General features: G+C 34.3%; 15 protein-coding genes. 13 read left to right on the top strand and 2 right to left on the bottom strand.

Going from position 1 to position 11,868, the window contains the following annotated elements; translation table 11 throughout:
• Positions 1-37: 37 nt before the first annotated feature.
• On the bottom strand, positions 38-895 hold the full coding sequence (locus tag ACHRV3_RS15955; RefSeq protein ID WP_395435349.1) for an MBL fold metallo-hydrolase: 858 nt from the start codon (positions 893-895) through the stop codon (positions 38-40).
• Between the two features lie 591 nt (positions 896-1,486).
• On the opposite strand from ACHRV3_RS15955, the gene ACHRV3_RS15950 reads away from it, so the two are divergent.
• The 8 genes from ACHRV3_RS15950 to sufD all read left to right on the top strand — a co-directional run bounded on the left by ACHRV3_RS15950 (position 1,487) and on the right by sufD (position 6,924).
• Positions 1,487-1,816: an iron-sulfur cluster assembly accessory protein gene (locus tag ACHRV3_RS15950; protein ID WP_047774868.1), complete on the top strand. Its 330-nt coding sequence runs from the start codon at positions 1,487-1,489 to the stop codon at positions 1,814-1,816.
• A gap of 78 nt (positions 1,817-1,894) precedes the next feature.
• A complete protein-coding gene (gene sufB, locus ACHRV3_RS15945; protein ID WP_047774867.1) occupies positions 1,895-3,343 on the top strand; it encodes a Fe-S cluster assembly protein SufB in 1,449 nt (482 codons plus the stop codon).
• A gap of 15 nt (positions 3,344-3,358) precedes the next feature.
• Complete coding sequence (locus ACHRV3_RS15940; protein ID WP_395435348.1) at positions 3,359-3,565, top strand: DUF2683 family protein; 207 nt, start codon at positions 3,359-3,361, stop codon at positions 3,563-3,565.
• Positions 3,556-3,828 (top strand): Txe/YoeB family addiction module toxin, encoded by a 273-nt coding sequence (locus ACHRV3_RS15935; RefSeq protein WP_395435347.1) that lies wholly within the window; start codon positions 3,556-3,558, stop codon positions 3,826-3,828. The genes ACHRV3_RS15940 and ACHRV3_RS15935 overlap by 10 nt, the downstream gene beginning before the upstream one ends.
• 6 nt (positions 3,829-3,834) lie before the next feature.
• Positions 3,835-4,323, top strand: coding sequence for a flavodoxin family protein (locus tag ACHRV3_RS15930; RefSeq protein ID WP_047774863.1), 489 nt, complete (start codon positions 3,835-3,837; stop codon positions 4,321-4,323).
• A 13-nt stretch (positions 4,324-4,336) separates the two neighbouring features.
• Positions 4,337-5,083 carry a Fe-S cluster assembly ATPase SufC gene (sufC, locus tag ACHRV3_RS15925; protein WP_083691963.1) on the top strand — a complete coding sequence of 249 codons (747 nt, stop codon included), beginning with the start codon at positions 4,337-4,339 and terminating at the stop codon, positions 5,081-5,083.
• 86 nt (positions 5,084-5,169) lie between these two features.
• The gene (locus tag ACHRV3_RS15920; protein ID WP_047774859.1) at positions 5,170-5,559 is read left to right on the top strand and encodes a four helix bundle protein; all 390 of its coding nucleotides are present in this window, start codon (positions 5,170-5,172) and stop codon (positions 5,557-5,559) included.
• A 48-nt stretch (positions 5,560-5,607) separates the two neighbouring features.
• Positions 5,608-6,924, top strand: a complete 1,317-nt coding sequence (gene sufD, locus ACHRV3_RS15915) for a Fe-S cluster assembly protein SufD (protein WP_047774858.1) — start codon at positions 5,608-5,610, stop codon at positions 6,922-6,924.
• 311 nt (positions 6,925-7,235) lie between these two features.
• Here sufD and ACHRV3_RS15910 read toward each other — a convergent pair whose 3' ends face one another.
• Positions 7,236-8,585 (bottom strand): serine hydrolase domain-containing protein, encoded by a 1,350-nt coding sequence (locus ACHRV3_RS15910; protein WP_395435346.1) that lies wholly within the window; start codon positions 8,583-8,585, stop codon positions 7,236-7,238.
• A gap of 219 nt (positions 8,586-8,804) precedes the next feature.
• On the opposite strand from ACHRV3_RS15910, the gene ACHRV3_RS15905 reads away from it, so the two are divergent.
• The 5 genes from ACHRV3_RS15905 to ACHRV3_RS15885 all read left to right on the top strand — a co-directional run bounded on the left by ACHRV3_RS15905 (position 8,805) and on the right by ACHRV3_RS15885 (position 11,845).
• The gene (locus ACHRV3_RS15905) at positions 8,805-10,019 is read left to right on the top strand and encodes an aminotransferase class V-fold PLP-dependent enzyme (protein WP_395435345.1); all 1,215 of its coding nucleotides are present in this window, start codon (positions 8,805-8,807) and stop codon (positions 10,017-10,019) included.
• A gap of 84 nt (positions 10,020-10,103) precedes the next feature.
• On the top strand, positions 10,104-10,457 hold the full coding sequence (locus ACHRV3_RS15900) for a hypothetical protein (RefSeq protein ID WP_395435344.1): 354 nt from the start codon (positions 10,104-10,106) through the stop codon (positions 10,455-10,457).
• A 2-nt stretch (positions 10,458-10,459) separates the two neighbouring features.
• Positions 10,460-10,885, top strand: a complete 426-nt coding sequence (locus ACHRV3_RS15895) for a SufE family protein (RefSeq protein ID WP_230004226.1) — start codon at positions 10,460-10,462, stop codon at positions 10,883-10,885.
• A gap of 155 nt (positions 10,886-11,040) precedes the next feature.
• Positions 11,041-11,427 carry a GxxExxY protein gene (locus tag ACHRV3_RS15890; protein ID WP_395435343.1) on the top strand — a complete coding sequence of 129 codons (387 nt, stop codon included), beginning with the start codon at positions 11,041-11,043 and terminating at the stop codon, positions 11,425-11,427.
• Between the two features lie 94 nt (positions 11,428-11,521).
• Positions 11,522-11,845 carry an SUF system Fe-S cluster assembly protein gene (locus ACHRV3_RS15885; protein WP_047774847.1) on the top strand — a complete coding sequence of 108 codons (324 nt, stop codon included), beginning with the start codon at positions 11,522-11,524 and terminating at the stop codon, positions 11,843-11,845.
• Positions 11,846-11,868 lie beyond the last annotated feature (23 nt).

Raw genomic sequence — 11,868 nt, 5'->3', positions numbered from 1 at the left:
TTGAAAATGGGATTTTTTTTATGCCTTTAGTTTTTCTCTAAAGAATGTCTTCACAAGTAAAAACGTCTTTCAACCGAACTCCTTTTTCGGTGTGTTCTACGGTTATAATCTGATTGTGTGCATCATGTTCCAGAAATAAATAGTGATTGTGATCTGCAGCTGCACTCAAAAATTTTGATTTCTCAGGCATCGTCAATAAAGGTCTGGTATCGTACCCCATAACATACGGCAACGGAATATGTCCTGCTGTTGCCAGCAAATCGGCACAAAAAACAATCGTTTTATCTTTGTATTGAATATGTGGAATCATCTGTTTTTCGGTATGACCGTCAACGTAAAAAATTCCGAAACCTAATTCTTCAGCAACTCCAAAATCACCATTGGGTCTTTGAATAAAATTCAACTGACCACTTTCCTGCATCGGCAAAATATTCTCCGATAAAAAGGAAGCTTTTTCGCGGGCATTAGGCTTTGTTGCCCATTCCCAATGACTTTCGTTTGTCCAATATTTGGCATTTTTAAAAGCGGGTTCATAGCCTGTTTTGTCTGAGTTCCATTGAACACTTCCTCCACAATGATCAAAATGAAGATGCGTCATAAAAACGTCCGTAATCGCATCCCGGTGAAAACCATATTTTGCCAAAGAAGCATCCAGAGAATGTGATCCCCACAACGAATAGTATCCAAAAAACTTTTCTGATTGTTTGTTTCCCATTCCGGTATCAATCAAAATAAGTCGGTTTCCGTCTTCTATTAGCAGGCAACGCGCCGCAATATCAATCAGGTTATTGTTGTCGGCAGGATTGGTTTTATTCCAGATTGTTTTAGGCACAACACCAAACATGGCGCCACCATCTAGTTTAAAATTTCCGGATTCTATTGGATATAGTTTCATGAAAGTAAGTTTCTATTAGAAAAACAAAGCTAGGAAATCCAATTTCCATATGCTAAAAAATCTATTTAAAAACATATAATGCCATTAGCAGAAATGGGAAAAAGTGGCCACGAATTACACGAATTGACACTAATTCTTTCATTATTTAGTGAAATTTTTATTTGTTATAGATTTTGAGAAAATGCCTTTAGGTCTTTGACAAATAGTTCCCAACCTCGCACATCTATTAGTAAAAAAAGCCACAGATTAAAGGATTAAAATGGTTAAATAATCTGTGCAAATCTTTTTAATCTGTGGCAAAAAATAATTCGTGCCAATTCGCGAAATTCGTGGCAAAAAAATCATCCCCTAAATCAAAATAAAAGTCTGGTCTCAAAATCCCAAAGCAAAGGCTTCCTCTATTAAAATAACTTCTGTCTATTTTAACATTTGTTATAATAATGTGAACCATTATGGAAAAAGGTTTTTAAGTCGTATCTTTGCAAATAATTTCATTTTCACATTGAAATACAGTACTTTAAAATATAATGATTTCATTACTATTTCGGAGCTCGTTTAAAATGAAATAAAAAAACAAATACTATAAACACAATGATAAAAGTTTCTGATACAGCCAAAAAGAAAATCATCGATTTGATGAAAGACGATGGTTTTGATGCCGCTCATGACTACGTACGCGTAGGTGTAAAAAGTGGCGGATGCTCTGGTTTGTCCTATGATTTAAAATTCGACAAAACCAAAGGCGACGACGATAAAATATTTGTAGACAACGACATAACAATTGCAGTTGAAAAAAAATCATTTCTATATTTAGCCGGAACCATATTGGAGTTCTCAGGCGGATTAAACGGAAAAGGGTTTGTATTCAACAATCCAAATGCAAGCAGAACTTGTGGTTGTGGAGAATCTTTTTCACTATAAATCAAAAGAATTTATAACAGCAAAAATTTAAACCTTTTGAGAATAAATCATTTTCAAAAAGTTTTAAAAAACTAAAAAATGTCAAAATACACTGAAGACGATTTAAAAATCGAACTCGAAACCAAAGAATACGAATACGGATTTTACACTGATATTGAATCGGAAACGTTTCCTATTGGCCTAAACGAAGACATCGTTCGCGCTATTTCTCTTAAAAAAGAAGAACCGGAATGGATGACCGATTGGCGCATCGAGGCTTTTCGTGCGTGGAAAGAAATGATTGAACCGGAATGGGCAAATGTTCATTATGCAAAACCGGATTTTCAAGCTATTTCTTACTACTCCGCTCCAAAACAAGTAGATCCAAACAAAACATTAGACGACGTAGATCCGGAACTTTTGGAAATGTACAAAAAGTTAGGAATCTCTGTTGACGAACAAAAAATGATGAACAATGTCGCTATGGATATTGTAGTCGATTCTGTTTCTGTTGCTACTACTTTCAAAAAAACATTGGCTGAAAAAGGAATTATTTTCTGTCCAATTTCAGAAGCGATCAAAGAACACCCTGAATTAGTTCGTAAATATTTAGGAACAGTTGTACCTCAAAAAGACAACTTCTATGCGGCATTAAACTCAGCTGTTTTCTCTGACGGAAGTTTCTGTTATATTCCAAAAGGAGTTCGTTGCCCAATGGAACTTTCAACGTATTTCAGAATCAATCAGGCAGGAACAGGACAATTCGAAAGAACTCTTGTAATTGCCGACGCCGGAAGTTATGTTTCTTATCTGGAAGGCTGTACGGCTCCAAGTCGTGATGAAAATCAATTACACGCTGCTGTTGTTGAATTAATCGCCATGGACGATGCAGAAATTAAATACTCTACGGTTCAAAACTGGTTCCCTGGAAACAAAGAAGGAAAAGGTGGTGTTTATAATTTCGTAACCAAAAGAGGTTTATGCGAAACGAATGCTAAAATTTCATGGACACAGGTAGAAACAGGTTCTGCGGTAACCTGGAAATATCCTTCTTGTGTATTAAAAGGAGATAATTCGGTTGGAGAATTTTATTCTATCGCCGTTACCAATAATTACCAGCAAGCCGATACCGGAACTAAAATGATCCATTTAGGTAAAAACACTAAATCGACTATTATTTCTAAAGGTATCTCTGCCGGAAAATCGCAAAACAGCTACAGAGGATTAGTGCAAATCAGCCCAAGAGCTGAAAATGCAAGAAACTTTTCGCAATGTGACTCTTTATTAATGGGTAATAATTGCGGAGCTCATACTTTCCCTTATATCGAAAGTAAAAATCCTTCTGCAAAAATTGAGCACGAAGCAACTACAAGTAAAATTGGAGAAGATCAGGTTTTTTATTGCAACCAAAGAGGTATTCCGACTGAAAAAGCGATTGCCTTAATTGTAAACGGTTTCAGTAAAGATGTCTTGAACAAATTACCAATGGAATTTGCTGTTGAAGCTCAAAAATTATTAGAAATTTCTTTGGAAGGATCTGTAGGATAATCAAAACAAAGCAATATGGATCTCATCTTAAAAAATGTAAAGAAAAAAGATTTTCCGGTTTTAAAATCACTGGCCAAATCTCTTGGCTTTGAAATTATTGAAGAAAAAGAAAAGCCATATAATCCAGAATTTGTACAAGAGATTTTGGATGCAAGAGAAGAATTAAGACAAGGCAAAGGCACTAAAATGTCGATCGAAGATATAGACAAGCTATGGAAATAGTTTTCTCCAGCAAAGCAAAAAATGATCTTGCTTTTTGGACTAAATCAGGAAATAAAAAAGTTTTAAAGAAAATTTCTGAATTATTGAGAGCTATTCAAGAAAGCCCTTTTGAAGGAATTGGAAAGCCTGAACCTCTAAAATATAGTTTGTCAGGAGTTTGGTCTAGAAGAATTGATCAAGAACATCGATTAATTTATGAAATTATAGACGAGAATACGATAGAAATATTGAATATTCTTTCTCTGAAAGGACATTACGAATAAGTATTAATGGAAAATAAAAAAGTCATCATTTTAGGTTCTTCCAGAAAAAACGGAAACACAACAAAAATTGTGGATCAAATCGCTAAAGAGTCCGCGGCAGATATTATTAATCTAAGTGATTATAGTATCTCTTATTATGATTACGAAAGCAAAAACATAGACGATGATTTTCTGCCTTTGATAAGAGAAATAATCGAAAAGTACGATACTTTGATTTTTGCTACTCCTATATATTGGTATAATATGAGTGGAATTATGAAGGTTTTCTTTGATCGTATTTCAGATTTAATTCGAATTGAGAAAGAAACCGGACGAAAACTCAGAGGAAAGAAAATTGGAGTAATATCCAATTCGCACGATAATGAAATTGAAGATAGTTTTTACATCCCATTCAAAAAATCTGCCGATTATTTAGGCATGGAATATTTAGGACACGCGCATTTTAATGCTAACATCCTAAACCAAACAACAAAAATAGAATTGACATTTATATAAAATAAAAAAAACAATGTTATCAATAAAAAACCTTCACGCCTCAATTGGTGATAAAGAAATCCTTAAGGGAATTAATATAGAAGTTAAAGCTGGTGAAGTACACGCCATCATGGGACCAAACGGTTCTGGAAAAAGTACCCTTTCGGCTGTAATTGCCGGAAATGAAAACTACGAAGTTACTGACGGAGCAGTTTTCCTTGACGGAGAAGATCTTGCTGATCTTGCTCCTGAAGAAAGAGCACACAAAGGAGTTTTCCTTTCGTTTCAATATCCTGTAGAAATTCCGGGAGTAAGTGTTACCAACTTCATGAAAACAGCAATCAACGAAACTCGTAAAGCAAATGGCCAGGAAGAAATGCCGGCTAACGAAATGCTAAAAGTAATTCGTGAGAAATCGGAGTTGTTAGAAATCGATCGTAAATTTTTATCTCGTTCTTTAAACGAAGGTTTTTCGGGTGGAGAGAAAAAAAGAAACGAAATCTTCCAAATGGCAATGTTAGAGCCAAAATTAGCCATCCTTGACGAAACCGATTCTGGTCTTGATATTGATGCTCTAAGAATTGTTGCTAACGGTGTAAACAAGTTAAAAAGCGAGAAAAACGCCATTATCGTAATCACACACTACCAACGTTTATTGGATTATATCGTTCCGGATTTCGTTCACGTTTTATACAACGGAAGAATCGTAAAATCAGGTGGAAAAGAATTGGCTTACGAGTTAGAAGAAAAAGGATACGACTGGATTAAAGCAGAAAACTAAAATTTTAGTTTCAGGTTTCATGTTTTTTTTAGTTTCAGGTTGAACTTTTTTGTAAGTTTAATCTTTAATTAAATAAAATGGAAATTATGGCAACGATAAATAGATTTGAAGATTTAGAAATCTGGAAAGAGGCTCGAAAACTAGCAAAAGAAATACATTTAATTTCGATTGAAACAGAATTGAAATCAGATTTCAGATTTAAAAATCAAATAAAAGCATCATCTGGTTCTGTAATGGACAATATTGCTGAAGGTTTTGAAAGAGATGGGAATTTAGAATTTAGACAATTCTTATCTATTGCAAAAGGTTCAGCCGGAGAAACAAGATCTCAGCTTTATCGGGCTTATGATTTTGAATATATTTCAGAACAAAAGTTCGGAATTTTAAAAACAGATTATGAAAACTTAAGCGGTAAAATAAAAAACTTTATCACTTATCTTAATAAGAAGGATTTCAAAGGAAATAAGTTTCTATAGGTAAAACCTGAAACTTGAAACCTGAAACCCGAAGGAAACAAAAGAACAATGGATTTAAAAGAAAAATTAGTATCGTCTTTTATGGCTTTTGAAGAGCGTGTTGATGTACATTCAGATTTACATGACATTCGCACGAACGCCTTAAAAAACTTCGAGAATAAAGGTTTCCCAACCAAAAAAGAAGAAGCTTGGAAATACACATCGTTAAACGCCATCTTAAAAAATGACTTTACGGTTTTTCCTAAGCAGGAAAGTGCAATTGAATTTAATCAGGTAAAAAAATACTTTTTACACGAAATCGATACTTATAAATTGGTATTTATCGATGGGGTTTTTAGTTCACACCTGTCTTCTACTACACATGACGGAATTGATGTTTGCTTGATGTCATCGGCATTGACCAAACCAAAATATAAAATGATTATTGACACCTACTTTAATCAAATTGCAAGCAAAGATGATAGTTTGACTTCATTGAATACTGCTTTTGCAATGGAAGGTGCTTTTATCAATATTCCAAAAAAGAAAGTAGCTGACAAGCCTATTGAAATCATGTATTTCTCAACAGGAAACGAAGCTGCACTAATGGTTCAGCCTCGAAATTTGATTATTGTTGGAGAAAATTCACATGTTCAAATCATCGAGCGTCACCAAAGTTTGAATGAAAACCCGGTTTTAACGAATTCCGTTACGGAGATTTTCGCTCAAAAACGTGCTATTGTTGATTATTACAAAATTCAAAACGACAACAGCGAAGCCAATTTGGTTGACAACACTTACGTTTCTCAACAACAGGAAAGCCACGCTTACGTACACACTTTTTCGTTTGGAGGAAATCTAACGCGTAACAACTTAAACTTTTATCATTTTGGTGAAAGATTGACAAGTACGTTAAACGGAATTTCAATCCTTAACGACAAACAACACGTAGATCATTATACTTTGGTAAACCACGCAACACCAAATTGCGAGAGTTTCCAGGATTATAAAGGAATATTCTCTGATCGCTCTACAGGAGTTTTCAACGGAAAAGTTTTGGTAGAAAAAGAAGCTCAAAAAACAAATGCTTTCCAAAAAAGCAATAACATTCTATTGAGCGACAAAGCAACTATCAATGCAAAACCGCAATTAGAAATTTTTGCTGATGATGTAAAATGTTCTCATGGATGTACCGTTGGACAATTGGACGAAACAGCTATGTTCTACATGCAATCACGTGGAATTCCTAAGAAAGAAGCAAAAGCATTGTTGATGTATGCCTTCTCAAATGCTGTTATCGAAAGTATCAAAATACCGGAATTGAAACAACGTATTACTAAAATTATCGCTACGAAGTTAGGGGTGAGTTTAGGATTCGATTTATAATAGAGCGTTTAACCGCAAGGGGCGCTAGGATTTACACAAAGTTCGCAAGGTTTAATTTAAACTTTGCGGACTTTGTGTTTTTTATTTTACGGTGTCTAACATTACGGACTTGCAATCTAATTCAGCTTGGTATTGATTACAGTAGGCTTTTAACCGCAAGGCACAAAAAGTTTAATTATGGCTCCTTTTTAATTTATAACTAATTTTTTTGCACGCAGATTTAGCAGATTGCACAGATTTTTTTAAGAGGTAAATTAGATCGGCAAAATCTGCGTGCTAAAGAAAATCTTTGCGAACCTTGCGATTAAACTTTACGATTTCTTTACACTATCAATTATACCTTTCAAAAATCCATTGAAATCAAATGCAGGATCTTCTTTAAGCCCCATTCTTACAATCACCAAATCAAGCGATGGAATAATAGCAACGGTCTGCCCTTGATACCCGTTGCAATAAAACATATCTTTTGGGGCTGCGGGAAATTTACCCCCTGCATTCAACCAAAATTGAGCTCCATATTTTCCGTCTGAGGTGTTTGTTGGTGTTACCGTATATTTCACCCAACTTTCATCTAAAACCTGTTCACCGTTCCAGTTTCCTTTATGCAGGTACAACAAACCAAATTTAGACCAATCGCGCGGTGTTGCCCAACCATAAGACGAGCCTACAAATGTTCCTGACATGTCCTGTTCCACAACCATAGAGTTCATTCCTATTTTATCGATTACGGCACTGTACCAAAAATCAAGGTATTCTTGTTGTGATTTGAACTGATGTTTTAATATTTTGGACAATAAATTAGTCGTTCCGGAAGAATAATACCAATGTGTATTGGGCTTGAATTGTGCCGGTTTATCCATTTGCACTTTTCCCATATCTTCTGATTGAAAAAGCATCTTGGTCGCGTCGCAAATCGTACTGTAATTCTCTTCCCATTCTAAACCGGAATTCATGTGCAGTAAATCGTTAACCGTTATGTTTTTACGGTCATCATTTTTCCATTCTGCAATTGGAGCAGGTTTATAAATATCAATTTTTCCTTGTTTTACCAATACGCCAAAAGCAGCACTTGTAAGGCTTTTGGTCATCGACCAGCCTAATATTCTACTGTCTTTTGTAAAACCTGTATCGTATTTTTCGGCAATTAATTTGTCCTTATATAAAACCACAACCGCTCGGGTTCTTTTTAATTTGCCTCCCGTTTTATCAAAAGCATTGGCTACTGCATTTTTCAATTTTGCGTAATCTACATTTGCAAAAACAGTATCTTTTGGTTCGTTATTTCCATATGGAAAAGACAAATCGTTCACTACTTTTGTTCTTTTTGGCAATAAATAGGGTTTCGAAACATCAAAATCTTCATTAATTAAAGTAGCTCCTAAACCTTCTCTGTAAATTGCTTTTCGCTCTTTTAATCCATAAACTGCCGATGTAGCAAATTTACCGGCTTCATCAATTTTGTTCGTCGCAAGATCGAGCAACGGGATATCATTATCTCCTTTTTCAATCAATTCTAAAGACCTGTTATCCAAAAAATGTCCGGATGCAACACTTTTGGCCGAAAAGCCCGAAATCAGATCCAGCTTCGGATAAGTAGTAAATCCATAATATAAAAGAGCAACAACTAAAACAAGTACAAGCAGTTTGACGATTTTCTTCATGATTTTATTAATATTTTAATGCAATATAATCAATTTATTTTCACGATTTTACAACACAATTTAGAAATACAATTCGAATAACTCATGAAAATGAAATAAAATTTACAGAATCAACATTTCATTCCACAACCAATAGCGCCATAAAAGGAAATTATAGAATAGCCGTATAAAACAATTTAGTTTTAGTACTTTTGTAAATAGACTTTTTCTAAATAAGACATGCTAGATATTCAAAAAATAAGAGCTGATTTCCCGATACTTTCACAAACTGTAAACGGAAAACCTTTAGTATACTTTGACAACGGTGCTACTTCACAAAAACCGCAAATTGTGATTGATGCTATCGAAAAATACTATCAGGAAATAAATGCAAACATCCACCGTGGTGTTCATACTTTAAGTCAATTAGCCACTGATGCCTACGAAATTTCGCGTGGTAAAGTGCAACAACATATTAACGCTAAGTTCGCTCACGAGGTACTTTTTACTCCGGGAACGACACATGGAATCAACTTGGTTACAAATGGATTTGCGTCTATTTTAAAACCGGGTGACGAGGTTTTGGTTTCTGCTTTAGAGCACCACAGTAACATTGTGCCTTGGCAAATGTTATGCGAGAAAACGGGTGCCGTACTGAAAGTTATTCCGATGAATGAAGATGGAGAACTGATCATGGATGCTTTTGACGCCTTGCTTTCTGAGAAAACAAAAGTGGTGACTGTCAATCATATTTCAAATGCATTAGGAATCATCAATCCGATAAAATACATAATCGAAAAAGCACATGCGGTTGGCGCTGCTGTTTTAATTGATGGTGCACAAGCGGTTCCACATTTAAAACCGGACGTTCAGGATTTAGATTGTGATTTTTATGTTTTTTCGGGACACAAAATGTGCGGTCCGACTGGAACAGGGATTTTATACGGAAAAGAAGCCTGGTTGAATAAACTTCCTCCTTACCAAGGTGGTGGCGAAATGATTAAAGAGGTTACTTTCGAAAAAACAACCTATGCTGACTTACCACATAAATTTGAAGCTGGAACTCCAAATATCGCAGGTGGTATTGTTCTTGGTACTGCTATTGATTATTTGAATAACATTGGTTTTGACAACATACAAAAGCACGAAGAAGAACTATTAGAATATGCTACAAAACGTTTGCTGGAAATTGAAGGCTTACGAATTTACGGAACCGGAAAAAATAAAGCTTCTGTAGTTTCGTTTAATATTGATGGCATTCATCCTTATGACATTGGTTCGATAATTGATAAATTAGGAATTGCCGTTAGAACCGGACATCATTGTGCACAACCTATTATGAATTTCTTTTGTATTCCCGGAACGATCCGTGCATCGTTCTCTTTTTACAATACCAAAGAAGAAATTGATTTAATGGTTGATGCGGTTAAAAAGGCAAAAACAATGTTAAGCTAAAAAAACAAACCTATGCGTATCGTATCCATATTGCTTTTAACTTTTTTTATTACGTCAAGTTGTTCAAGTCAAAAAAAAACAGACATGAAGTCAACACAAATTGAGTATTCAGCCCTTTCCCGAGGTCTTTACAAAAAAATACTTGTCCAGAATAAATTAGTTTCTGTTACAAACGGCAGAGATGCGGAGGCAGTTGAAAGCAAAATAGATGCCGCAAAATGGAATAAGATTGTTGCTGAGTTTGAGAAGATTAATTTAGATAATATTCCAAAATTAAAAGCACCAACAGAAAAGCGCTTTTACGATGGTGCAGCCATTGCAAACTTAAAAGTAACAACAAATGGAAAAACCTATGAAACAAAAGGTTTTGACAATGGTTTTCCTCCAAAGGAAATAGAGAAATTAGTAAATTTGCTGGTCGATTTTACGAAAGAATAATTATGACAATAAAAGAAATACAAAACGAAATAGTAGACGAGTTCTCCATGTTTGACGACTGGATGCAACGCTACGAATACATCATCGAATTAGGAAAAACTCTTCCATTAATAAAAGAAGAATACAAAACCGAAGAAAATCTAATCAAAGGATGTCAATCTAAAGTTTGGTTACAAGGAGAGCAATCCGATGATAAAATTGCTTTCACAGCAGATAGTGATGCCATTTTAACGAAAGGAATTATTGCGATTTTAATTCGTGCTTTTTCGAATCAGAAAGCAAAAGATATTTTAGATGCTGATGTTGATTTTATAGATGAGATCGGATTGAAGGAACATTTATCTGCTACACGTGCAAATGGATTAGTTTCGATGATCAAAAACATCAAAATGTACGCTTTGGCTTTTGATGCTAAGAACAAAAACTAAACTTATTATTTAAACCATATAAGTGATGTAAGTTCATTTTAGCAAGCCTATATTTACGTATATAATTTATTAGATTTTAGAAATATTTTTAAGTCTGCGCCTCCTCTTTTTTTTTTTACTATTACACTAAAACAATAATAGTAACTAAGAAATATTTGAGTGATTTAATTTATCAGGTTAATGGAGCAGCAATTGAAGTTCATAAAAATATTGGACCCGGTCTTTTAGAAAGTATATATCATCAATGTATGATTAAAGAACTTTCTTTAAGAGGAATTAATTTTCAATCCGAATTAATAATTCCGATTGAGTATAAAGGTTTAGAATTGGAATCTGATTTAAGATGTGATTTGTTTATTGACAATTGTTTGGCTTTAGAACTAAAAGCAGTTGATAAAATCATCCCTGTTCACATCGCAAAATTAATGTCATACATGAAACTTTTGCAAGTACCTATTGGACTCATGATTAATTTTAATGTAACTAAATATTTATCACGAAGGTCAAAAAACATATGTCAACGAATTGTATCGCTGGCTTGAAGATTAAAAATAAAAAACAACCAAAGAAATGTAAGCCCAGATTTTAAATGAACTTACATCACTTATATGGTTTAAAAAAAAACAAAAAAACAAAATGGAACAAGAAATAGACACTAACGACTTAGGAGAATCAATCGTAAAAGTTTTAAAAGGCATTTATGATCCGGAGATTCCTGTAGATATTTATGAATTAGGATTGATTTACGATGTAATGGTGAACACCGATTATGAGGTAAAAATCCTAATGACACTAACCTCTCCAAACTGTCCTGTAGCGGAAAGTTTGCCAAGAGAAGTAGAAGAAAAAGTAAAAACAATCGACAACATAAAAGATGTTGAAGTAGAAATTACTTTCGATCCGCCTTGGAGCAAGGATTTAATGAGTGAAGAAGCAAAATTAGAATTAGGAATGCTTTAATATTTGTTTCAGGTTTAAAGTTT

Source organism: Flavobacterium sp. FlaQc-49, assembly GCF_044005985.1.
Lineage (GTDB): Bacteria > Bacteroidota > Bacteroidia > Flavobacteriales > Flavobacteriaceae > Flavobacterium > Flavobacterium cupriresistens.
Note: the sequence above shows the minus strand (reverse complement) of the source record. Positions and strands in the feature narration are given on the sequence as shown.